This window comes from Tardiphaga sp. (genome assembly GCF_025356345.1).
In the GTDB taxonomy this organism is placed as follows: domain Bacteria; phylum Pseudomonadota; class Alphaproteobacteria; order Rhizobiales; family Xanthobacteraceae; genus Tardiphaga.
The window spans coordinates 1-22138 of sequence record NZ_JANXTC010000176.1 but is presented as its reverse complement, the minus strand read 5'-3'; the positions used below and the strand labels follow the sequence as shown (position 1 = coordinate 22138).

At 63.5% G+C, this 22138-nt stretch carries 21 protein-coding genes, 1 other RNA gene and 1 pseudogene; 6 read left to right on the top strand and 17 right to left on the bottom strand.

All coding sequences use genetic code 11. The features are described 5' to 3' along the window. The 7 genes from Q0S16_RS10475 to Q0S16_RS10445 form a co-directional block, all read right to left on the bottom strand. The coding region (locus tag Q0S16_RS10475) for an MBL fold metallo-hydrolase (RefSeq protein WP_295847911.1) at positions 1-637 on the bottom strand (637 nt) is incomplete at its 3' end. Then, complete coding sequence (locus tag Q0S16_RS10470; protein WP_295847909.1) at positions 634-1425, bottom strand: TatD family hydrolase; 792 nt, start codon at positions 1423-1425, stop codon at positions 634-636. The genes Q0S16_RS10470 and Q0S16_RS10475, both read right to left, overlap by 4 nt. 4 nt (positions 1426-1429) lie before the next feature. Further along, positions 1430-2995 carry a methionine--tRNA ligase gene (gene metG / locus Q0S16_RS10465; RefSeq protein ID WP_295847908.1) on the bottom strand — a complete coding sequence of 522 codons (1566 nt, stop codon included), beginning with the start codon at positions 2993-2995 and terminating at the stop codon, positions 1430-1432. 85 nt (positions 2996-3080) lie between these two features. Beyond that, a complete protein-coding gene (locus tag Q0S16_RS10460; RefSeq protein WP_295847906.1) occupies positions 3081-4127 on the bottom strand; it encodes a DNA polymerase III subunit delta' in 1047 nt (348 codons plus the stop codon). Further along, positions 4124-4819, bottom strand: a complete 696-nt coding sequence (gene tmk, locus Q0S16_RS10455; protein ID WP_295847905.1) for a dTMP kinase — start codon at positions 4817-4819, stop codon at positions 4124-4126. Before tmk ends, Q0S16_RS10460 begins: the two co-directional genes overlap by 4 nt. Beyond that, a complete protein-coding gene (locus tag Q0S16_RS10450; protein WP_295847902.1) occupies positions 4819-6075 on the bottom strand; it encodes a D-alanyl-D-alanine carboxypeptidase family protein in 1257 nt (418 codons plus the stop codon). The genes tmk and Q0S16_RS10450 overlap by 1 nt, the downstream gene beginning before the upstream one ends. 107 nt (positions 6076-6182) lie before the next feature. Further along, complete coding sequence (locus Q0S16_RS10445; protein WP_295847915.1) at positions 6183-7118, bottom strand: septal ring lytic transglycosylase RlpA family protein; 936 nt, start codon at positions 7116-7118, stop codon at positions 6183-6185. 397 nt (positions 7119-7515) lie between these two features. On the opposite strand from Q0S16_RS10445, the gene Q0S16_RS10440 reads away from it, so the two are divergent. After that, complete coding sequence (locus Q0S16_RS10440) at positions 7516-7680, top strand: Flp family type IVb pilin (RefSeq protein WP_295847899.1); 165 nt, start codon at positions 7516-7518, stop codon at positions 7678-7680. Between the two features lie 725 nt (positions 7681-8405). Beyond that, positions 8406-8588, top strand: a complete 183-nt coding sequence (locus tag Q0S16_RS10435) for a hypothetical protein (RefSeq protein ID WP_295847898.1) — start codon at positions 8406-8408, stop codon at positions 8586-8588. A gap of 118 nt (positions 8589-8706) precedes the next feature. Here the strand turns inward: Q0S16_RS10435 and ssrA are convergent. Beyond that, positions 8707-9060, bottom strand: a transfer-messenger RNA (tmRNA) gene (ssrA, locus tag Q0S16_RS10430). Between the two features lie 194 nt (positions 9061-9254). On the opposite strand from ssrA, the gene Q0S16_RS10425 reads away from it, so the two are divergent. Then, positions 9255-9410, top strand: a complete 156-nt coding sequence (locus tag Q0S16_RS10425; RefSeq protein ID WP_295847895.1) for a hypothetical protein — start codon at positions 9255-9257, stop codon at positions 9408-9410. Between the two features lie 166 nt (positions 9411-9576). Further along, positions 9577-10083: a hypothetical protein gene (locus Q0S16_RS10420; RefSeq protein ID WP_295847894.1), complete on the top strand. Its 507-nt coding sequence runs from the start codon at positions 9577-9579 to the stop codon at positions 10081-10083. Positions 10084-10097: 14 nt separating this feature from the next. Here Q0S16_RS10420 and Q0S16_RS10415 read toward each other — a convergent pair whose 3' ends face one another. From Q0S16_RS10415 to nhaA, 6 genes are all read right to left on the bottom strand, one after another. After that, positions 10098-10358 carry a hypothetical protein gene (locus tag Q0S16_RS10415; RefSeq protein WP_295847889.1) on the bottom strand — a complete coding sequence of 87 codons (261 nt, stop codon included), beginning with the start codon at positions 10356-10358 and terminating at the stop codon, positions 10098-10100. Positions 10359-10464: 106 nt separating this feature from the next. Next, positions 10465-11940, bottom strand: a complete 1476-nt coding sequence (locus Q0S16_RS10410) for an FAD-dependent oxidoreductase (protein ID WP_295847886.1) — start codon at positions 11938-11940, stop codon at positions 10465-10467. Positions 11941-11945: 5 nt separating this feature from the next. Beyond that, positions 11946-12977, bottom strand: coding sequence for a fatty acid desaturase family protein (locus Q0S16_RS10405; protein ID WP_295847883.1), 1032 nt, complete (start codon positions 12975-12977; stop codon positions 11946-11948). Between the two features lie 225 nt (positions 12978-13202). Further along, complete coding sequence (locus Q0S16_RS10400; protein WP_295847878.1) at positions 13203-15263, bottom strand: HAMP domain-containing methyl-accepting chemotaxis protein; 2061 nt, start codon at positions 15261-15263, stop codon at positions 13203-13205. Positions 15264-15414: 151 nt separating this feature from the next. Beyond that, positions 15415-15990, bottom strand: a complete 576-nt coding sequence (locus Q0S16_RS10395; protein WP_295847875.1) for a C-terminal helicase domain-containing protein — start codon at positions 15988-15990, stop codon at positions 15415-15417. Positions 15991-16281: 291 nt separating this feature from the next. Beyond that, positions 16282-17451, bottom strand: a complete 1170-nt coding sequence (gene nhaA / locus Q0S16_RS10390; protein WP_295847872.1) for a Na+/H+ antiporter NhaA — start codon at positions 17449-17451, stop codon at positions 16282-16284. A 277-nt stretch (positions 17452-17728) separates the two neighbouring features. On the opposite strand from nhaA, the gene Q0S16_RS10385 reads away from it, so the two are divergent. Next, the gene (locus Q0S16_RS10385) at positions 17729-19090 is read left to right on the top strand and encodes an amidohydrolase (protein WP_295847870.1); all 1362 of its coding nucleotides are present in this window, start codon (positions 17729-17731) and stop codon (positions 19088-19090) included. 286 nt (positions 19091-19376) lie between these two features. Here Q0S16_RS10385 and Q0S16_RS26425 read toward each other — a convergent pair whose 3' ends face one another. Then, positions 19377-19622, bottom strand: a complete 246-nt coding sequence (locus Q0S16_RS26425) for a UvrD-helicase domain-containing protein (protein WP_366517820.1) — start codon at positions 19620-19622, stop codon at positions 19377-19379. Positions 19623-19820: 198 nt separating this feature from the next. On the opposite strand from Q0S16_RS26425, the gene Q0S16_RS10380 reads away from it, so the two are divergent. Continuing rightward, positions 19821-20978 (top strand): NADH:flavin oxidoreductase/NADH oxidase, encoded by a 1158-nt coding sequence (locus tag Q0S16_RS10380; protein ID WP_295847868.1) that lies wholly within the window; start codon positions 19821-19823, stop codon positions 20976-20978. A 61-nt stretch (positions 20979-21039) separates the two neighbouring features. On the opposite strand, the gene Q0S16_RS10375 is transcribed toward Q0S16_RS10380, so the two are convergent. Both Q0S16_RS10375 and Q0S16_RS10370 read right to left on the bottom strand, forming a co-directional pair. Continuing rightward, complete coding sequence (locus Q0S16_RS10375) at positions 21040-21891, bottom strand: amidohydrolase family protein (protein ID WP_295847866.1); 852 nt, start codon at positions 21889-21891, stop codon at positions 21040-21042. A 26-nt stretch (positions 21892-21917) separates the two neighbouring features. Then, positions 21918-22138, bottom strand: a pseudogene (locus Q0S16_RS10370) (branched-chain amino acid ABC transporter ATP-binding protein); the annotation flags it as partial.

Here is a 22138-nt window from a genome sequence, read left to right as displayed (position 1 = left end):
GGCTAGGGTGCTGGGTGTAGCGCAGCCCGTCGATGACCCAGAGATCGAGCCCCTCGAGCGCCGGCCAGCTCTGTTCCGGAATGTCATTCACATCCGGCGTGTAGGCGGCATTGTCGATCCGGTAGCCGAGCGCGGGGATGTTGCCGTGCTGGACGAGAAACGGCGTCAGCGTCAGCGCGCCGCCCTTGCCCTCGATGGTGCGGCTCTCGCCAGCCTCGATGGATTTCTGCTCGAGGATCGCCGGGTAGTCGCTGCCCGGCGGCGACGTGAAGCAATAGGAAAACCGCGGCACGATATCCTTGGCGGTCGCCTGGTTCAGATATAACGGAATGCGGCGGCGCTGATGGATCACCACGGAGCGCAAATCGTCGATGCCATGGGTCTGGTCGGCGTGCTCATGTGTGAGGAACACCGCGTCGATGTGATACACCTGCGCATCGATCAGCTGCTCGCGCAGATCCGGCGAGGTATCGATGACGACGCGCGTGATGCCGTGTTCGGATTCCGCCTCCACCATCATCGAACAGCGGCGGCGACGGTTCTTCGGATTGGTCGGATCGCAGGCGCCCCAGCCCAGCGCCGGACGCGGCACGCCGGCGGAAGAGCCGCAGCCCAGAATGGTGAGGGTCAGTGTCATGAGGCGGCATCCATCGCCGGCACCTTGCTGAATAGCCGGAAGAAGTTTTCGGTGGTCTGCTTCGAGATCTCTTCCAGCGACACGCCGCGGGTTTCCGCCAGCACTTTCGCGGTCTCGACGACATAGGCCGGCTCGCAACGCTTGCCGCGGAATTTGCCGGGCGCCAGATAGGGCGCGTCGGTCTCGACCATGATGCGGTCGGCCGGCAGCTCGGCGGCGAGGTCGCGCAGCTCCTGCGATTTCTTGAAGGTCAGGATGCCGGTAAAGGAAATCGAGAGACCGAGATCGATCGCCTGCATCGCCAGCTCGCGTCCGCCGGTGTAGCAATGCAGCACCGCGCGGAAGGCGCCCTTCCCCATCTCGTCTTCGAGGATGCGGCCGCATTGCTCGTCGGCGACGCGGGTATGGATCACCAGCGGCAGGCCGGTGGCGCGCGCCGCCGCGATATGGGCGCGGAAGCCGCGCTCCTGCGCTGCGTTGAAGTCGGTGCCATAGAAATTGTCGAGTCCAGCCTCGCCGAGCGCAACGACTTTCGGATGTTTGGTAAGTTCGATCAGCTCCTCCGCCGGAATGCCGTCTTCCTCGTCAACATGGCCAGGATGGGTGCCGACCGAGCAATACACATTCGGAAAGCGCTCGGTGAGCGCCAGCAGGGCCGGCAGACGCTTCACCCGTGTCGAGATGGTGACGAAGCGGCCGACGCCGGCGGCTTCAGCGCGCCCGAGAATGCCGTCGAGGTCGTCGGCGAAATCCGGAAAATCGAGATGGCAGTGGCTATCGACGAGCATCAGATCATTTCGCTTCGGCTGCCGGCTCGACATAGCGCGGAAACACGCCGGTCGGTGTCGGTAACGTTACGCCGGGCGTGAGCCGCGTGGCCAGCGCCGCGAAATCGCGGGCATCCGCGGCAACGCCCAGCACGTCGAGCAGTCTGGCGCAGGATTCCGGCATCGCCGGCTGCGCCAAAATGGCGACCTGCCGGACCACTTCCGCGGTCACGTACAACACCGTGCCCTGCTTCTTCGGATCGGTTTTGGCCAATGCCCACGGCGCCTCGCCCGCAAAGTAGCGGTTGGCTTCCGCGACCACGTTCCACACGGCATTCAGCGCCTGATGAATCTGTTGCGTGGCCATCGCGCTACGCGCCAGCTCGAGCATGCCATCGGCCTGCGCGAGAATCGCCTTGTCATTGTCGCTGAAATCGCCGGGCTCCGGCAGCACGCCAGCATATTGCTTGGCGATCATCGACAATGAGCGCTGCGCGAGATTGCCGAGATCGTTGGCGAGATCGGCATTGGTGCGGTTGACGATGGCCTCGTGGTTGTAGCTGCCGTCCTGGCCGAACGGCACTTCGCGCAGCAGGAAGTAGCGCACCTGATCGACGCCGTAGGCGGTGGCGAGGTTGAAGGGATCGACGACATTGCCGACCGACTTCGACATCTTCTCGCCCTTGTTGAACAGGAAGCCGTGCGCGAACACGCGCTTCGGCAGCGCGATGCCCGCCGACATCAGGAAGGCCGGCCAGTACACCGCGTGGAAGCGGATGATGTCCTTGCCGATGATGTGGGCGTCGGCCGGCCAATAGTGCCAGTTCGCGGCGCCCTCTTCCGGAAAGCCGACGCCGGTGATGTAGTTGGTCAGCGCGTCGACCCAGACATACATCACATGCTTGTCGTCGCCCGGCACCTTGACGCCCCAGTCGAAGGTGGTGCGCGAGATCGAGAGGTCCTTGAGGCCGCCCTTGACGAAGCTCATCACCTCGTTGCGGCGGGTGTCCGGGCCAATAAAGTCTGGCTGCTCTTCATACAGCTTGAGCAGCTTGTCCTGGTAGGACGCCAGCTTGAAGAAGTAGCTCGACTCCTCGACCCACTCGACCGGTGTGCCCTGCGGGCCTCGACGCACCTTGTCCTCGCCGACGACGGTCTCGTCCTCGGCGTAATAGGCCTCGTCGCGCACCGAATACCAGCCGGCATAGCTGTCCAGATAGATGTCGCCATTGTCGGCCATGCGCTGCCAGATCGCCTGGCTGGAGCGATGATGCTCTTCTTCCGAAGTGCGGATGAAGCGGTCGTAGGAAATGTTGAGGAGGCGGTCCATGTCCTTGAACTGCGCGGCGTTGCGGGTCGCCAGTTCGGACGGCGTCAGGCCTTCCTTGTGCGCGGTCTGCACCATCTTCTGGCCGTGCTCGTCGGTGCCGGTGAGGAAGAACACGTCCTTGCCGTCGAGCCGCTGGAAGCGCGCCAGCGCGTCGGTGGCAATCGCCTCATAGGCGTGGCCGATATGCGGCACGCCATTGGGATAGGCGATCGCGGTCGTGATGTAATAGGACTCGCGGGGCAAACTGGTTGCATTCGCCATAGCTGCGAAAGCCTTTCATCATATGTCGAGACGTCGAATTTCCAGATATCGGATTTTCCAGATATTGGCCGGTGCGCGACTGACGTCAGCGCGTCGCTTCCGCGAGAAGCCCGAACACCGAGAAAACCAGCGGTTTTCGCTCGAGATTGTAGGATTCGGTCTCGCGCGCGGCACGATTGATCTTTTCCCATACCTCCGCCAGCCGCGCAAGACGGGGCAGATTGGCGTTGGCATTGGCATCGTCGGCCCGCATCTTCTCGCCGATCCAGCGGTCGACGCTGTCGACGAAGGCGTTCAGAACGGCGCGGTCGCTGCCGCCCAGCGCATCACCCAGTGCATGCAGTTCGCGCGGGTCGACATGCGGCAGGGTGTCGAGCAGCGCCGCGGTGCGCTGATGCAGTTTCAGCGCGCCGCCGCCGAGCAGATTGAGGGCGCGCGACACGCTGCCCTCGGCGGCCTGCGCCGCCTGCTCCAACAACGGATCATCCGCATCGATCTCCGCCGCCTGTGCCGTCGCATGGACCACGTCATCGATCGCTAACGGGCGCAGCGTCAATTTGCGGCAGCGCGACTGGATGGTTGGCAGCAGCCGCGCCGGCGCATGCGTCACCAGCAGGAAGAGCGAGCGCTGCGGCGGCTCTTCGAGCACTTTCAGCAGCGCGTTGGCCGAATTGGCATTCATCTCGTCGACGGTATCGACAATGCACACCCGCCAGCCATCGACCGCCGCCGTCGAGCCAAAGAACGGCACGGTCTTACGGACCTCGCCGACGGCGATGAAGGTCGGCATTACGCCCTTCTCGTTCACCGTCCGCTCCAGCGTCAGCAGCCCGCCATGGGCGCCGGAGGCGACCTGGCGCGCTACCGGATGCGACGGATCGATGCCGAGTGTCGCCGCCGCCTGCACGGGCCCGGACAACGGGTCCGGATGCGCCAGCACGAAGCGCGCCATCCGGTAGGCCAGCGTCGCCTTGCCGATACCCTGCGCGCCCGACATCAGCCAGGCATGCGCGATGCGGCCGCCACGATAGGCCGACAGCAGCGCCTGCTCGGCGTCGTGATGGCCGAACAGCGCCATGGTTTCGCGCGGATGCGGCGCGGAAACGGTCGCATCTGAAGATTTGGCGCTCATGCAGATGCGGTCTCGAAAAGGGGTTCTGACGTCAACAACCGCTCGCGCAGAGCCGTTCGAATCTGGGCGGCGACCGCGGCGGTATCGGCATTGGCGTCGATCAGCACGCAGCGCTGCGGTTCGCTGGCAGCGATCTGTCGGAACGCGTCGCGCAATTGCGTATGAAACTGCAGGTTTTCGCCCTCGAAGCGGTCAGGAACGCCGTTGCCGCGGCGGGCCGCGGCGCGCTTCATGCCGATCTCGACGGGGATATCGAGGATGAAAGTCAGGTCAGGCTTCAGCCCGCCGATGGTGACGCGCTCCATCGCATTGAGCAAGGCGGGAGCCACCTGCCCCAGGCTGCCCTGATAGGCGCGGGTGGAATCCGCGAAGCGGTCGCACAGCACCCAGATGCCCTGCGCCAGCGCCGGCTCGATCACCGCATGGACGTGATCATCGCGCGCGGCGGCGAACAGCAGCGTTTCCGCCTCGGGTCCGAGCAGCCTGCCCATGCCGGACAGCACCACGTGGCGGATGATCTCCGCACCGGGCGAGCCACCCGGCTCGCGCGTGACGATCGCCCGCAAGTTCAGCGAATTCAGCCGGTCGGCCAGAAGCTGGATCTGGGTCGACTTGCCGGCCCCCTCGCCGCCCTCAAAGGTGATGAACCGCCCGCGCCGGGCCTCGCCGGGTTCCGCCGTAACCGCCCCCATCAGAGCTTCTCGGCGCCGGCGCGAAACAGCCCGATTGCCAATTCACTGGCGCCATCGATCGCCCGCTGCACGGTCGATCCCGTCGCCACCGGCTCCGCCGTATAGAGCGGCGTTTCAACCGCGATGTTGGCGCCGCGCCAGACTTTTATCATACCAACCGGCTGGCCGGGCTCCACCGGCGCCTTCACCGGGCCGCGATAGACGACGCGCGCGATCAGCTTGTCAGCGCCGTTCTTCTGCACCATCACCTTGACCGGCTCCTTGCTGCTCAGCGGCACCGACCCGCGCTCGCCGCCGAACACCTTGGCAAAGCCGACCAGCTGGTCAGCGGCGAACAGCGTGCGCGCCTCGAAATTCTTGAAACCCCATTCCAGCAGCTTTTTGGTCTCCTTGGCGCGGTCATCGATGTCGTCGATGCCGTTGACCACCACGATCAGCCGCATGTCGTTCTGCACCGCCGAGCCGACCATGCCGTAGCCGCCATCCTTGGTGTAGCCGGTCTTGAAGCCATCGGCGCCTTCCATGGAGGCCAGCAGCGGGTTGCGATTCTGCTGCCGGATCTTGTTCCAGGTGAATTCGCGCTCGCCAAAGATCTTGTAGAAATCGGGATAAGTGCGAATGATGTGGCGTGCCAACACGCCGAGCTCGCGCACGCTCATCTTGTTGCCGGGATCCGGCAGTCCGTTGGAATTGGCAAAGGTTGATTTCGGCAGACCGATGTCGCGCGCCCGCTTGGTCATCCGTTCGGCAAAAGTGGCCTCACCGCCAGCGAGGCCTTCCGCCAGAATCATGCAAGAATCATTGCCGCTCTGGATGATGGCGCCGCGCAGCAGGTCCGCGACCGGCACGCGGCTGTTGAGGGCGGCGAACATGGTCGAGGCACCGGCCGGCGCTCCGCCCTTGCGCCAGGCATTCTCACTGACCTTGTATTCGTCCGTCAGCTTGATATCGCCGCGCATCAGCGCATCGAATACCACTTCGACCGTCATCAGCTTCATCATGCTGGAAGGCGCGCGCAACTCGTCGGCATTTTTCTCGAACAACACGCTGCCGGAGCCGGCCTCGATCAGGATCGCGGTCGGCGCCTCGGTGTCGTAGCCGTCGTCAACCACCTTCTTCGCGCCCTGCACGCTCTGGTTGGCGGCATAGGCCACGCCGCCCAAAGCGAGGCTGACGGCGATCACGCCGGCCAGCCATGCGCGCCAGCGCGGAGGCGCACGGCAAGGTCGATCAGAGGCTGGCAAGGTCGTGGTCATCGGAGGTGTCCTGAGCGACACGTCTTATCAGCATCGCCGGGCGCAAACAACGCGGCCCATGCCGCAGTCACGTCACGGTCCGCTGCTGAAAACGGATGCCGGGCGGCTCAGTACAGGCCACGACCGGAAAGAATGTCGCGGGCTTCATCGGCCGGCGTCGCTTCCGCCGGGACCTCTTCGCGTTCCGCGGATGCCTGGCTGCTGCTTTCGTAGGATACCATACGGCGATTGCTTGCCACGCGGCTGCCTGGCCGGGTACGGCTCGAGGCCGACAGTTCGGAAGTGGCGTTGATCGAGGCGACGTCCGCTGACGTATTTCCCAGCGAATAGGGACGGCCTTCCGGCAGCGGAATGTCGCCGCGCGTCACGGCGCGGCCACCCTGCATGTCCGGCACGAAGGATCGCGCCGAGGCGACGCGGACCAGCGAAGGCGACGGCGCCGGTTCGCCGGTTCGCAAGGTTGCCACCAACTGGCGGTCGTCGGAGCCTTCCAGCGGCGCCCGGCCGACATATTCGACCCGGACATTGGCGATGCCGCGGCCCTTGAATTCAAGCAGGTCGGCGGCGCGATTGGAGACGTCGATCAGGCGGTTGCCATGATACGGGCCGCGGTCGTTGACGCGGACGATCACCGATTTGCCGTTGCCCATATTGGTGACGCGGGCATAGCTCGGGATCGGCAGGGTGGGATGCGCCGCGGTCAGCGACGTCATGTCGAAAACTTCGCCATTGGCGGTGAGGCGGCCATGAAAGTCGTCGCCATACCAGGACGCCAGGCCCTCGGCGCGATAATTCAAATTCTCTTCCGGTACATAGACCTTGCCGGCCACGGTATAGGGCTTGCCGACCCGGTAAGTGCCGCCGCCCTTCGGCACGGGCTCACCCATTTCGACAACGCGCGGACTGCTGGACACGCCATATTTGGGATCGAGACGGCTGAAACTGGTCGTCGATGACGAACAATTGGCGAGAGCCAGGCACGCCCCCATGGTCGCTGCTGCGCCCGCAGCGCGGCCTAGCCGGTATGACCCACGAATCCCCATACGCCCCAATACCATTTCCACGGCCTTTTGCCCATCGCTGGGCACCCCAAGCCGGCATTCCCGATACGACCCACATCCGCATCAAGAGATGAACATATCGCCCTGCGAAGACGGCGAAAATGGGGTGCGCGCCGCGATGGTAAACAGACGGTTAAGGGGGCGTGTCCCGGGGGCCAGCCGCGCTCGGTCACGACAGCCGTCATCGTCGCGATCGCGGCATGCAAAGTGGTATTCTACGGGGGTGTTGACCTGAGATTGAGCGACGGACTGAAACATCCTCATAGTACCTTTTTATGATACTCGAGCGCGCCTAAGTGATTCAAAAATCAGCGATTTCCTCGAAATCGACGCGTAAGTATTTACCCATGATTTACGGCCGGAGGCTAGTACTGGACCCATGAAAAACATTGTACGTCATTTTATAACAGACCAATCCGCCGCGACATCCATCGAATATGGGCTGATCGCTGCCGGCATTTCCCTTGCCATCATTTCGATCGTGACCGGCCTCGGCACCTCGGTGAAGGGCAAGTTCACCGGTATCAACACGTCACTGAAGTGACGCTGGACCACGACCTGCTCGACCTCTCGCCGCAGACGCAACGCAACGCCCCTCTTCCAGACTGGACTGGCCGGTAAACAATCGCCGGTACCCCCTTGCCAATCTCCACCGATATGGTTTTTTGAGCAGCCGATACTTCTGGCGGTAAACCCCAAACACAAGCGACCGGGTATACCGCCGCAACCAGCGGAGGATATCGTGGAGGTTTCGAGCGCGGATTGCGGCGGGATCGTTTCAGCCGGCGAATACCCGTTCAGGGACGGTCATTTGATTGTCACGCCGTATCAGATCGAAATCTGGCGCGCTGATCCGGACACCATCTTTCTGGCGGCGCCCTCGCGACTGAGTCGCGCCCTCAAGCTCTACGTCCTGACCGGACGTAGACGACGGCCATCTGCTATGCCCGCCGGTACGATCAAGGCGACGGCTAGTGATGCAGGAACGTCGCTGCGTTGATCACGCCGACCGCGATCAAGGCGACCACCCACATCGGCCATACCGGCACGCGGGACGACGTATTCAGCTGTCGGGGCAATCCAAAATTCCGGGCCATCATGAGCTCCGCTGTGCGTTCGGATGAATCTCAGGATGTGCATTCAAGATGGTCGAATTGCGTCGCGCAAGAGCCAGCTCGCGGTAGCGACATCGCGCCACGCGATTTGTCTCGCTAATCCACAGCGGCGCGCGCATCACTCGCGTTCAATCCATCTGCGTCAGGACATGGCATGAGCGAACGACTGGAAACGCTGCATAAAGCGCGCGAGCGCATGGTAGAGGAGCGCGACGCTTTCGCCAAGGTTCTGGCGGCACCTTTCGACCGCGACAAGGCCGAACGGTCCCGCGCCCGCTTCATCGAGACCCAGACCCTGATCGACGCCATCGACCGGGCCATCGCCGGGGATCGCTGAGCCCCGGAGGCGCTCGATCCGGCCGATATCCGCGACGTAAGCGTGGCTCATCCAGAACGGCTATTCTGCCGACTGAACCGATTCCAAATAAAAGCCGCGCCAACCCGAAGGTTGACGCGGCGATGGCCGTTCTGTTGCAAGGTGGACCTACCCCGAACGGTTACGCCGCGAGGCGCACTTCGTTCATGCGAACGTTATCGTTTGCATTTAGGTTTTGACCCGATAACGGCGGTATCATGCCGGGAACAATTCATACCTTCTTCGCGGCCATCGATCCTATTTCGCCCCCGCCTGAGCAGCCCGTTGATCCCGCCTTGCGGCAAGATTGCCTCATTTGTGGAATGAGACCTGAGCTGCTGGGGTGGAGGCGCCGGGTACCGCCCCCGGGTCTGCCCGCAGTCCGCTATGAGTTTCAGCGCCATCGTCTTTCGACCTTTCTAATATAGAGATGCTCGCCGGCAAAAGCTAGGCTCTGTCACAGGCCTTCGACGGCGACTTTCGGGTTTTTTAACGCTTTGCCGCTAGCCTGATTGTGTTCGCGGAACCGGGTTTTTCGTACCGCGAGCCCATCAAACCCGCCGCCTCAACGCGGCGGGTTTTTGCTGAGCTGTTGCCGCCGGGGCTGGCGCTCGGCCAGGCCCCATTGCGCCCCAGGAGAATCAACGGATGTCACTATCGTCAGCCAGGAACTTCGCCCTTCGCGCCGCGAAGTCACAGGACGACAAGGAAGCGATCGATCTGCTATCCAAGGCGATTCTTGAACTGGCAACGTCGATCGAGGCCACCGACGCCAAGCTCAAGAAGATCAACAAATCATCTTAGGTATCTAGGTACATTCGCGTTAGCTGATATAGTATATTTGTCAGGATCAGCTGTGCACGAAGGCGCTCCACGCTTCCAGACGTCACGTTTGGCGTTGTGGTGCACAGCGGTGCAATCTAGAAACAGATAGCTGGAACATTGAAGTAACAAAGCAGCGAGCGAAGCCGTGGCCGACCAGATTGACGTTGGGCCTCCGTCCGTCCCGTTACGCGACGGCAAGTCCTACAAGGGAATAGCACTGTTCGTGGTGTTGCTCGCGCTTGGCGCGGCGGCAGGGTTTACCTGGCTTCGCCACGGCGACCGGTTATTGGAAGTAACATCCCTCGCTTCATCGGCCGGTTCCAGCGCGGCGGTTGCGGCCACCGATGCCAGCCTCGTCGCGGCGTCCGACTTCCAGTCATTCCAGCAACAGACCGCCGAGGCCCTGCAGTCGGTCACTGAACTATTGACGGCGCAACAGGCGCAGCTGAAGCGACTATCCGACGACGTCTCGGGCCTCTCCACCAAGATCGACCAGATGCAAAGCACCCTGGCCTCGGGTACCACGGCTTCGCTGCCGCCCGCGCGGCTCTCCGTCACCGTGCCGCGCCGCAAGCCCCCCACGCCACGGCCGGCCGGCGCGATTTCGGTCGGCGGCGCACCGCTGGTGGCGCCGCCGCAACCCGTGCGATAGCCGACGCCGCTTGCTTATCGGTTGAAGGCGATGAAGCGGAATTCGGGTTTGCAGTCGAGAGTGCCGGGCAGATCGCGGCCATTGCGCTGACGGCGACGATCAGCCTCCGCGGCATCGATACACCGCCGCAGCTCGGTATTGCAGGTCTTGACCTGGTCGAGGATTTCGCGCCGCTGAGGCGAGGTCAATGACGGGCTGGCCAGGTTCTTCCAGGCCAGCCGGAGCAGCCGCTTCAGGGACTGGATATCGCGGTCGCGCATCATGGTGTCGGGCATTGCTCAGGCTCTGGCAACGAGGGAAGCGCCGACCAAGTATCGCTGATTCGCCGCGATGGAACAGGGATTTGTCGGGCTCGTCCTCGCGCAGGTAACACCTTCGTCTTCAGATGGGCTGCGTCACCGCACGGTCGGTCGCAGCGGCCGGCGCCACCAGCGAGACTTCAACCGGACTTCGCAATTCAAGCGGCTTGACACCTTCGGTCGCGAAGCTGATCTGCCACAGCCAGGTGAAGTAACCCTTCTTCGACAGTTCGCCGCTCTTGAAGAACGGTTCGAACATCGCCGCCGCGCCGGCGTTGAAGGCCTTTGAGGAGTCGAACAGATAGGACGGCCCGGTAAAGAACGGCTTCTTTGACAGATCCGCGTGCTTCGCCAGATAGGCCTCGGTGAAGCCGCCCTGGATGAATTTCTCGATCCACTTGCCGGTCATCAGCCCGTTGACCACCCCGAACGAAAACAGATGGAAGGCGGTGAAAATCACATTGGGGATCTCGGGGATGACGCGCGCGCGGTACAGACGGCGCACCGCCTTCAGATCAAAAGGCAGGCCGTCCTTTTCCACCGCCAGCAGGCTGTTGTGGCCGCTGGAGCCGGTGCAGAACACGATGGTATCGCAGTCGACCGAGGCGCCATCCTTGAGCACCAGCCCGGTCCTGCTGATCGAAGCGATCTCGCCGATCACGCTGTCGCGGGCGGCGCATTCGCGCAGGATCGCCATCGGCGCGTCCTCGATACGGCCGCGGTGATATTTCGTAAAATCCCAGTGCCTGGGACCAAAAGTATGGGCGAGACCGAACGCCCGCCACAGCGCCAGGTGAAGTTTCGGCGCCTTGGTGCCGATCAGGTCACCGGCGAACAGCAACGCGCGGCGAAACCGACCTTCCGACAACCCGGCTGCTTTTCGCGCATGAATGTCGATCAACACGTCGCTGCGCATGAACCAGTAGTTCTTGCGGTACAGCCAGGTTACCGGGTGGCGGTGCCGGTGGAAGCGCAGCACCATGTCGGTGGCGGTCTTGCTGGCGCCGACCACGACGACCTTGCGGCCGGTCCGCGCCAGCTCCGCGAGCTTTTCCTCGCTGAGATCGAACGAGTGCAGCAGCTCGCCGGCGAAGCGATCCGCCCCCTTGATATGCGGCAGCGTACGCGCGGCGAAGCCGTGGGTGTAGACGACGTAGTCGAATTCTTCCTGCCGGACCTCGTCACTGCCGGTGTGGCGCAGCCGCAATGTCGATTTGCCGGTCGCCCGCGAATAGGCCACCTGCTCGGCCGCGACGTTGAATTCGGCGCGGGCATAGAGGCCAGCATGGCGGAAATAGTCGCGCAGATAGGCGAATACCTGCGGCGACGAGATCGGCCGCGACTTGTCGATCCCGGCCGGCAACGGAAAATCATGATATTCGAACGCCGCCGAGGCGCCGTGCAGCGCCAGCCCGGAATAGCAGTTGGAGGGATGCCAGACGCCGCCGATGTCGTCGTTGCGTTCATACATCGACACGTCATGGCCGGCTCGCACCAGTTCGGCCAGGCAGCCAATGCCGGTCAGGCCGCCGCCGACCACCGCGATCCGCTTGGTCATGCCGGTCAGGTCCCCGCCAATGCGGCGCGGGCCTTGTCGCGCTCGCCCGGGGCCGCGCTGGCGACTTCCCGCAACAACCCGCCATAGCCCCTGGTGATATGGGCCTGCTCGGCGAAGGGCGTGCGGGTCATCAGGATACGGTGCGCCTTACCGAGATTGAAGCAGGTGATTCCCGGAAAAAGATGATGCTCAAGATGATAGTTCAACCCCCAAGGGGCCAGCCAGAATAGTTGCCAGGCCGGCGCGACCACGGTGCGGCTTTCGCTCAGCACGCCGTCATGCCTGACCGCGAAATGCTCGGCGACGATGCGGAAGTAGCGCAGCCCGAGAAATACGGTCAGGATCGGCACCGCCCAGTACAGCAACAATTGCGGCCAGAACCCCAGCGCGATCGACGACACCACTAACCCCAGCAGCACCGCGATGCGCAGCCGCGCGGTCAGTACGGGGATGTCGCGGGTCTCCGCATTCTTGTGGAAGCCGATCACCGAGCCCGGCGCGCGGATGCCGGACACATGCAACAGCAGGCGGCGCAGAAAGATGATCTGTGGGGCCGGAAATTCGTAATCTTCCAGCAGCAGGCTACGGACCCAGTCGGGATCCTTGTGGCTGTTGAGTTCGCGGTGATGCGAGAAATGCGAATTGCGATACCCCGCCATCGATGCGGTGGTCGGAAACGCGGCGATCTCGCCGGCGATGTCGTTGATGGTCCGGTTGCGAAACGCGCGATAATGCGCCGCGTCATGCATCAGGCCGCCGAGACCGTTGATGCGGGTTCCGATCACGATGATGGCGAACAGATAGGTGAAGGGATTGAACCAAGTCTCGCTGATAACGACCGCCGCCGCCATCAGCCCGATCTCCAACAGCGCCGCCAGCACGAACTTGCCGCTGTCGATCTCCGACAGGCCGCGGATCTCGTCCTTGGTGAGCAGACGCGGAATATCGCGGGCACTGATGTCGCCGAGTCGGGCCGATTTTCCGGCCACGGAAGTCTCGAGGTTGGCCGCCTGGCCTGCGACAGCAACTTGGTCCATCTTCGTCTCCGAATAGTGCAGCGCACGCGCTAGGAGAATCTTTACCATGCGGCGCACCCGTCGCCAAGAAATCAGTGGTCTCCCAGTACCCCCAAATGAAAAGCATGGCTATTAAGGTTAATCCGGCAAATGCCTGGCGTCAGCGCGGCCGAGCTCCCTGCCCTGATGACAGCCAGCGCTTGCGGCGCACGAGCAATCGCATGCGGCTTCCCTATCGTTGCGGCCTCATGCTGCCTGTACGCTGGCGATGAAGCGGCCGACCTCGTCGCTGAGGCCTTCGGCCTGTACCGACAATTCCCGGGCCGCATCGAGAATGTGATTGGCGGCATCGCCAGTGGTCGCGGAGGCGATATTGACACCATCAATGTTGCCGGACACCTCCTCGGTGCCGCGGGCGGCGGCCTGCACGCTGCGCGCAATTTCCAGCGTCGCCGCGGTCTGCTCCTCGACGGCCGAGGCGATCGCGGTGGAAATCTCCGACATCTGCTCGATGATGCCGCCGATCGTTCCGATCGCCGCGACGGTCTTGCCGGTGGAGGCCTGGATCGCCGCGACCTGGGCCTGGATATCCTCGGTGGCCTTCGCGGTCTGGGTGGCGAGGTTCTTCACTTCACTAGCGACCACCGAGAAGCCGCGTCCGGCCTCGCCGGCGCGCGCCGATTCGATGGTCGCGTTGAGCGCCAGCAGGTTGGTCTGCGACGCGATGGTCGAGATCAGTTTTACCACTTCGCCGATCCGGTCGGCGGCGACGGCGAGGTCATCCACCGTCTGTCGCGTCGCGGCGGAGTGGCCGATCGCCTGCCGGGCGATATCGCGCGAAGTCGATACCTGCTGGCCGATCTCGGTGACCGAGGCGGACAATTCCTCGGTGGCAGCCGCGACGGTCTGGACGTTCGAGGAGGCCTGGCGCGACGCCGAAGTCACCGCGGCGACCTGGCGGCTGGTCTCTCCCGCTGTCGCTGCCATCGAATGCGCCGTCGACTGCATTTCCGTGGAGGCGCCCGCCAGCGTCTGGACCAGCGCCGCGACCTTGCCCTCGAAGGCGCGCACCAGGGATTCCAGCCGCGAGGCGCGCACCACCTTCTGTTCGCGCTCGACCGAGGCGGCTTGTTCCATGCGGCGGTGTTCGAGCGATCCGGTGCGCAACATTTCGATGGCATCGGCCATCTGGCTGATCTCGTCGTCGCGGCCGCGGCACGGCACCTCGATCGCGAGGTCGCCGCGCGACGTCCGACCGATCACGTCGGTCAGCAACCGCATCGGCGACACGATCCGGCGCACCAGCAGCAGCAGGCCGCCGATCGCCAGAGCCGCGGAAAGCAATGCCAGACCCACCGCCATCGCAAAGTTCAGCCGCGCAGAGGAAAGGTCCGACTCGGCCCGGGCCAGCGAACGGTCCAGAGCAGTATCGCGCAGCCGTAGCATGTCGGTCTGCGCCGGATTGGCCCAGGCGCGCCACTGCGTGACGGTCTCGGACCATTTTGGCGCGGCGGTAACACCTTGCTGCGCGAGCAGCATCGCCTGCCGCCAGCGCGGCTCGCTCTGCGCTTCGTAGCTGGCCTGCTGCTGCTTCAGTCCCTCGACCAGCACCGGATCGCGGGACACCGCGATCAGGCGTTTGATGGCGCTCCACGACTGTTCGGCCCGGCCGCCGAAACTGACGGCCAGATCATAGGCTGGCGGCTTCACCGCCTGACCCGAAATCCATGAAGTGAGCAAGCCGTTGCGGCGTCCGACATAGTCGCGCAGATCCATCACCTGGTTGGCAATCTCGACATAGGACACCAGTGCCGGCGCCGCTTCCGCGACCTTCCCGGCTGCGACGATGGCAAGCTGGGACATCTTTTCGCTGGCTGTGGAACGCAGGTCGGCGTTGACCTTGCCGAGCGCCGGGTCGCGCGCGGCCGGCGGCTGGGCGAACGCGACGGCCAGCCTTGTGCGCAGTTCGACCAGCGAGGCGACCACGCTGCGCGGACCATCGGCGGCCAGACCGGCAGCCGCCGCGCTCTGCGCCGCGGCTTCCAGCGCCTTGTCTGTTACCGCGGCATCCTTCGACAGCGAGACCTGATCCACGGTGTCGATCAGCAGCAGACTGCCCAGCAGGCCAACCTCGACCGCTATTTGCGTCTGCGCCCGCTGCGCGTCGCTAACTACCCGCATCGCGACGATGGCCTCGTTGGCCCGATTCCAGGTGGTTCCGGCCAGGCCTGCAATGCCCAGCGACGTCACCACGCCCGGCGCCGCGACAATACAAAGACCCGCAAGGAAGAGGTTACCAATGCGCATGGGTAAAATCCCGTCAAATCATCAAATCAAAAGCCATCCTTAGCGGACAGTGATGTAGCAATCGCTAAACACATCGTCGCCGACGATACCGTGGATGACAACGCCGCGTGGACGGCATGGCTGTCATATGCTTCGGGCCTTGGCTCGTCGGTCAGCGCTGCTTCGCCGCGGGCGCGGCCATCGCCTGATCGAACAGCAGGCCGATATCGGCGTCGCCGACCGGCGCCGCCAACATCTGGCGTGACATCGCGCGCTTGTGCTCCAGCAATCGGTCGAGATTGGCGTCGAACGAGCGCTCGCCGAGCGAGGGATGCACCGCCAGCGGCACATGCACCGTCACCGGCCTTGTCTGTCCGATCCGGTTGACTCGGTCATTACACTGGTCCTCGACGGCCGGATTCCACCAGCGGCTGAGATGGATCACATGGTTCGCGGCGGTGATGGTGAGGCCGACGCCGGCGGCCTTCGGCGACAGTACCATCAGGTTGAAACCCGGCGGTCCGTTCTGGAAGCGATCGACGATGTCCTGGCGGATCGCGCCTGGCGTGGTGCCGTTGATGATCACCGGCTCCGCGCGCAGCTTCAGCAGCGTCGCCACGACGGCGGCAAACGTCGTCTGGGCCTCGCGGTAGCAAACCCTGCGCCTGTCATGCGCCGCCGCCGCGATGCTGTTCGGTGGACCGGCGCAGGATGACGACACGTCTGCCGCGGCAGCGGATCGGCGCATCCCGCGCTTCGCGAGCGTGCTTGATGGGGGGCGATTTTGTTTTCTGAAAGGCACAGCCGCCGTCAGCCCATCACCGGCACGGCGTCACGGCGCCACACTGGCCGGGATGATATCATTGCCCGTATCGGTTGCGCGCCTGAAGGATTGTAGCGTTTCAGATCGACCGCACGCGACGGACATCGATGGGATCAAGGCGATGATCCGGAGCGCTGGATGGCGGGCCTCGAACTCGGCGCGCTTGATGTCGCTTCGCATGCCGCGTCATCCGCGACGCGCGGCGTTGACGCTTGGTCAACGCTGCGAAGGGCGAGCCCGTGTCGCAACGGCCAGGACCAGAACGCCCAGCAGCCCGGCCGACGCTGAGCCCAGCAAGACGCCAACCTTCACCTCGTCCTGCAGCAGGGCCGCGCCGGGAAACGCCAGCAGGCCGATGAACAGGCTCATGGTGAAGCCGATGCCGCAGAGCAGCGCCACGCCGTAGAGCTGCGGCCAGCTCGCACCGTCGGGCCGGACCGCGAGCTTAAGGCGCACAGCGATCCAGGTCGCGACAAACACGCCGACCTGCTTGCCGACGAACAGTCCGGCCGCGACGCCGATCGTCACCGGCGCCCACAGAATGGACCACGTCATGCCGCTGAACGACACGCCGGCATTGGCGAAGCCGAAGATGGGGACGATGAGATAGGCGACCCATGGCTGGATGCCATGTTCCAGCCGGATCAACGGGGCGGGCCGCGCGGTCTTCGCCCCCGACAACGGAATGGTCAGCGCCAGCGCCACGCCTGCCAGCGTCGCATGCACGCCCGATTTGAGCGTGAACACCCACAGCAGCGCGCCGATCGCAAGATAGATCGAGAGCCGGGTGGCGCCGCGCAGGTTCAACACCACCAAAAGCGCGATGGTGGCCGCCGCCGCGGCGAGCCACAGCGGTGCCAGATGGTCGGTGTAGAAGATCGCGATGATGCTGACCGCAGCGAGATCGTCGAGGATCGCAAGCGCCGCGAGAAACACTTTCAGCGACGGCGGAACGCGGGAGCCGAGCACCGCCAATGCGCCAAGCGCAAAGGCGATGTCGGTCGCGGTAGGGATGGCCCAGCCGCGCAACGTCTCCGCGCTGCCAGCGTTGAAGGCGACATATACCAGGGCCGGCACGATCATGCCGCCGAGCGCGGCGAAGGCCGGCAGCACGCGGCGCGGCCATGTCGCCAATTGCCCCTGGATGAATTCGCGCTTGATCTCCAGCCCGACCATCATGAAGAAGATGGCCATTAACCCGTCATTGATCCAGTGCAGCACGCTGAGGCCGCCGACATAGGCCTGAAGCGTGCCGAAATAGACCGTGGACGCCGCCGAGTTGGCAACCACGAGGGCGATGGCCGCCGCGGCCATCAGCACGATACCGCCGCCGGCATCGCTGGCGAGCAACCGGCGCAACGAAGATGGGGATTGATGTGAGCTCATCCGGCTGGGGTGGCATTTTGCAGCGCAGCACTCAACCCTACCCAAGGCAGGAAACTGCGGCCTTTTGCAGCACGTCGCCGCGCCGGGCGGCGGCAGCACCGCATGCCCGTCCGACCGTCGCGGTGAGAATACCGCGACGGTGTGGTATCGCTGCATGGCAACGTCAAGCGCGCCTCGGTACCGGCCCGTAATCATACGGATGGATTTTGGGGGGCTTGTCGCGGTTCTGGCACCGGCGCATTCTGCTGGAACACTTTCAGTGAAACGGGAGGGGGAAATGGCTACCGCCGTGAGAGTTGCGTTCAGGACGATGGTTTCCACGCTGATCTCGCTGAACGCCGCGAGCCCGCCCCCCGCCAACGCCCAGGTCTCGCAGCCCTTGATTGCGAAGGTGAATGCCGCGGTCGACGCTGATGCCGCGCGTTTGATCGACATCTTCAAGGACCTCCATCAGCACCCGGAGCTGGGCTTTACGGAACTGCGCACTTCCGCGATCGTGGCCAAGGAGTTGAAGGCTCTCGGCTTCACCGTCGTCGAGAACATCGGCAAGACAGGTGTCGTCGGTGTCATGCGGAATGGTCCCGGACCTACGGTTTGGTTTCGCGCGGACATGGACAGTAACGCTGTCCTCGAAGCGACGGGACTGCCCTACGCTTCAACAACAAAGCAACGGCTTGAGGATGGCAGCGAGATCGATGTGATGCACGCATGCGGGCATGATGCGCATGTGACGTGGCTGCTCGGTCTCGCAAAGACGATGACTACCTTGAAGAATGATTGGTCGGGGACTCTTGTTGTCTACGCCCAACCCGCCGAGGAGCCGGGAACGGGTGCCCAGGCCATGGTCGAAGACAAGCTATGGGAGCGCGGCTTCCCGAAGCCTGACTACGCCTTTGGCGCGCACACCGCGCCCGGGCCAGTGGGTTATATCTCAAGTTCGCCGGGGGTCCGCATGGCCGGCACGGATCAACTCGATATCACCTTCCACGGCATCGGCGGACACGGCTCTACCCCGCAGATGACGATCGATCCGATTGTCATGGCTGCGCAAGCCATCCTGAGCTACCAGACAATCATCAGCCGCAATCTCGACCCACAGGCATCCGCCGTGGTCACCGTCGGGGCAGTCGTCGCAGGCCGAGACAACAACGTCATTCCCGACAAGGCGATCCTCAAGCTCAATCTTCGCTGGTTCAATGCCGCCGACCGCGAACAGACGCTCAGGCGTATTGATGAAATCAACCGGGGTGTCGCGGTAGCGGCGGGCGTGAGCGAGGACCGGATGCCCACTCGGGCGATGAAGGGCAATGCCAGTCCGCTGGTGAATGACAAGGCGTTGGTGACGCGCATCAACCCGCTGCTCGAGACCCTGGTGGGAGCGGGCAAGGTGATCAATCACTTCCCGGCGGTGATGGGCTCGGAGGACTTCCAGGAGGCCTTCAAAAAGCTGGGCAACGTGCCCTATGCATTCATCCTGGTAGGGGTCGCCCCCCTTGAAATGTTCGAAAAGGCCCGCGCGGCGGGGCGCCCTTTCCCTTACTCGAACCACAACCCGGACTTCTTCGTCGATCTCGCGGCCATACCGATCGGGGCAAAGGTCGACGCGGTCGCAGCCCTTGCCGTACTTGCGAATCAGTAGCGCGAGCCGGTTCCACCGGTGATAACGTCCAGCTCAGCGGCGTCGGCGACTCGCTCGTCGAGCGGCAGAGCGCCCTGATCACAGGCCATCACCACGACGGCGCGAAATTCCAGAGTTCGCGCACAGTCTCTGCCGCCACGGCTTCATTGATAAAGCACCTTACTTCCGGCGGTGGCCCGTCGAACACCGAGATGACACCTCGGCGCTCGTCCCCGATGCCGGTGCGATCGCGTAGCGCGGTCGGCAGCAGCCGGTCCGCGGCACGCCTGATCTGTCGCGATGTGAGCTAGCAGACTTTCCGCGTGTACCATCGGCAGCGCACATCGACGCCGAGACTGGCCCACGAATAAGGATGCAGGAAGATGCGCTGGCCAATGTCGCCGGCGAGGAACAAGCCATCCGCCCTCGCCGGCGCCAATGCGCTAAAGAATCGCAGCTCGACTGGCGCCGGATCCTGCGCCTCGTCGATTAGGACGTGATCAAACGGTTTGGCCGTACGGCCCTCCAACGCTTTCGCAAGGCCCGTGAACACGTTCGCCCACGTTGTCGTGCGCCCTTTCGCCAAGGCTCCCTGTGCGACTGTAAAAAGATGGCATGGCTGTCATCGACGATCGCAGCAGAAAAGATCGAACTATTGCCAATTTCACACTCGTAAAAATGACTACGGCACCATTCGGTGATGGCGAGAACTGTAATGGGTCGTTAGCCTCATCATAATCGGGAGGTTAACATGACCACACCACTTCTCTTTACGCCCATGCGAATCCGCGAGCTTGAACTGAGGAACCGTATCGCCGTCGCACCAATGCATCAGTATTCCGGTGAAAATGGGTTTCCCACTAACTGGCACATGGTCAATGTCGGCCGGTTCGCCGCCGGCGGCGCGGGACTTGTGATCGTGGAATCGACCAAGGTGGAGCGCCGTGGCTGTGGCACCCTCGGCGACCTAGGCTTGTGGGATGACAAGTTCATTGCCCCGCTCGCGAATATCGCTACCTTCATCAAGAGCCACGGCGCGGCGGCGGGCATTCAGCTCGGACATACCGGGCGCAAGGGCAAGACAAAACGACCGTGGGAAGGCGATGAGCCTCTGCCCTATCAACCTCAGGTGAAGGACTGGGAGGACTGGGACATCATCGGGCCGAGCAGCCTGGCTTTCGCCGATGGCTGGACTGTCCCACGCGCGTTGAGTCTCGGCGAAATTCCGGACGCTATCGAGTCCTGGGGCAAAGCCGCGGACCGCGCGCATCGCGCCGGCTTCGACATGATCGAACTGCACGGCGCCCATGGCTATTTGATCCATCAGTTCCTGTCGCCTGAAGCGAACCAACGCACCGACCGCTACGGCGGCTCGCAGGAAAACCGCATGCGCTTCGCGCTGGAAGTCGTGGAGTGCGTTCGCCGCTACTGGCCGGCTTCCAAACCGCTATTCATGCGCCTTTCCATTGAGGATGAAGCCGGTTGGGGTCCTGAGCAGAACGTGGTGCTATCGCGGGAATTAAAGGTCCGCGGCGTCGACGTCATTGACTGCAGCACCGGCGGCCTGACCAGCAAGGTGCCGAACTTCTTCCGCCTCACCGAATACGGTTATCAGGTGCCTTATGCCGAGCGGATTCGCCGCGAGGCGGACATCATGACCATGGCGGTCGGGCTGATCATTCACGGCGACCAAGCCGAGGCGATCCTGCAGAATAAGCAGGCGGACCTGGTGGCGATCGGGCGCGAACTGCTCAACAATCCTAATTGGCCGATGGATGCGGCGCAGAAAATGGGCGTCGATCCCGGCTACAATGGCGTGCCGCCGCAGTTCGGCTATTGGCTGGCAAAGCGCGCCAAACGCGGCTTCGGCTGCAAGCCATCAACTTGGCAGAGCGGTCTTTCGGCGTAGACCCATAGAAAGGGCGCGCCTGTGGAACAGGCGCGTCCTCAGGGTGTCAGTGTCGCAAACTTTAGAAGCCGTAAAGCTTGACCGGGTTGTCGACGAGTATTTTGCGGCGAACCGCTTCGTCGGGCACGCATTTGAAGAACAACCGCAGCAGGTCGTCTTCCGCGGGAAAGCTTTCCGGCGTGTGCCCGACATGCGGCCAGTCGGTGCCCCAGACAAGGCGATCGGGATTGGCCTTCACCAGCGCTTGCATGAAGGCTTCGGTGTCGTCGTAAGGCGTGCCATTGCGGGTGTTGCGGTCGGCCCCCGACAGTTTGCACCAGTAGCGCCCGGTCTTCAGGCGTTCGCTGAATGTCTGATAGCCGTAATAGCCGACGCCCTTCTCCGCCATCGTTCGCCCCATGTGATCGATGACGAAGGTAAGCGGCAGTTTCTCGAGTTCGGGAGCCATGTCGTCCAAGTCACCGGTCTCGATCCACAACTGCGCATGCCAGCCGCGTTCTGCCAGACGCGGCGCGATCGCTTTCAGGCCGTCATAGTCCATGCCCCCCTTCGACACCGGCTTGCCGTCCTGCCGCAACAGGTTGACGCGGGCGCCCTTGAAGCCGGCGTCCGTCATCTCGTCGAGTCGGCGATCGGAGACGTCCGACTCCAGCACGGCGACGCCGCGCAAGCGATCAGGATAACGGCGTAGCGCATCGTAGGTCGCCACATTGTCGGGGCCGGCGGCCTGCGCATGCACGATCACGCCACGTGCAATGCCAATGGAGTCCCACATGGCAAACAGCGACTCCACCGGGTTCGGCTGGGTCGGCGTGAAGCGTCCTTCGCCGCCGACGGGAAACCGGTCATATGGCCCGTAAATGTGCACGTGGCAGTCGCAGCTTCCGTCCGGCAATTTGAACTCGTCCTGCATGTTCACCATGTCCTGTTGTGTTTCTGTTAGACGCCAAGATAGGCTTCCTGGATGTCAGGAGCATTGGCGATCTCGGTCGCCGACCCCGCCCTGACGATGCGCCCTACCCTGAGCACATAGGCGCGGTCCGCGATCCGCAGTGCCGCCCGCATGTTCTGTTCCACCAGCAGGCTAGCAATGCCTTTGGCCTTGAGGCGGGAAATCGAGTTCAACACGAACTTCGTGAGCACTGGCGACAACCCCAGCG

Excerpts from the sequence above, each read along its gene's own strand:
- Q0S16_RS10470 (WP_295847909.1), bottom strand. The coding sequence starts at position 1,425 with ATGCTCGTCGATAGCCACTGCCATCTCGATTTTCCGGATTTCGCCGAC.
- metG (WP_295847908.1), bottom strand. The coding sequence starts at position 2,995 with ATGGCGAATGCAACCAGTTTGCCCCGCGAGTCCTATTACATCACGACC.
- Q0S16_RS10460 (WP_295847906.1), bottom strand. The coding sequence starts at position 4,127 with ATGAGCGCCAAATCTTCAGATGCGACCGTTTCCGCGCCGCATCCGCGC.
- tmk (WP_295847905.1), bottom strand. The coding sequence starts at position 4,819 with ATGGGGGCGGTTACGGCGGAACCCGGCGAGGCCCGGCGCGGGCGGTTC.
- Q0S16_RS10450 (WP_295847902.1), bottom strand. The coding sequence starts at position 6,075 with ATGACCACGACCTTGCCAGCCTCTGATCGACCTTGCCGTGCGCCTCCG.
- Q0S16_RS10445 (WP_295847915.1), bottom strand. The coding sequence starts at position 7,118 with ATGGGGATTCGTGGGTCATACCGGCTAGGCCGCGCTGCGGGCGCAGCA.
- Q0S16_RS10440 (WP_295847899.1), top strand. The coding sequence starts at position 7,516 with ATGAAAAACATTGTACGTCATTTTATAACAGACCAATCCGCCGCGACA.
- Q0S16_RS10435 (WP_295847898.1), top strand. The coding sequence starts at position 8,406 with ATGAGCGAACGACTGGAAACGCTGCATAAAGCGCGCGAGCGCATGGTA.
- Q0S16_RS10425 (WP_295847895.1), top strand. The coding sequence starts at position 9,255 with ATGTCACTATCGTCAGCCAGGAACTTCGCCCTTCGCGCCGCGAAGTCA.
- Q0S16_RS10415 (WP_295847889.1), bottom strand. The coding sequence starts at position 10,358 with ATGCCCGACACCATGATGCGCGACCGCGATATCCAGTCCCTGAAGCGG.
- Q0S16_RS10410 (WP_295847886.1), bottom strand. The coding sequence starts at position 11,940 with ATGACCAAGCGGATCGCGGTGGTCGGCGGCGGCCTGACCGGCATTGGC.
- Q0S16_RS10405 (WP_295847883.1), bottom strand. The coding sequence starts at position 12,977 with ATGGACCAAGTTGCTGTCGCAGGCCAGGCGGCCAACCTCGAGACTTCC.
- Q0S16_RS10400 (WP_295847878.1), bottom strand. The coding sequence starts at position 15,263 with ATGCGCATTGGTAACCTCTTCCTTGCGGGTCTTTGTATTGTCGCGGCG.
- Q0S16_RS10395 (WP_295847875.1), bottom strand. The coding sequence starts at position 15,990 with ATGCGCCGATCCGCTGCCGCGGCAGACGTGTCGTCATCCTGCGCCGGT.
- nhaA (WP_295847872.1), bottom strand. The coding sequence starts at position 17,451 with ATGAGCTCACATCAATCCCCATCTTCGTTGCGCCGGTTGCTCGCCAGC.
- Q0S16_RS10385 (WP_295847870.1), top strand. The coding sequence starts at position 17,729 with ATGGCTACCGCCGTGAGAGTTGCGTTCAGGACGATGGTTTCCACGCTG.
- Q0S16_RS10380 (WP_295847868.1), top strand. The coding sequence starts at position 19,821 with ATGACCACACCACTTCTCTTTACGCCCATGCGAATCCGCGAGCTTGAA.
- Q0S16_RS10375 (WP_295847866.1), bottom strand. The coding sequence starts at position 21,891 with ATGCAGGACGAGTTCAAATTGCCGGACGGAAGCTGCGACTGCCACGTG.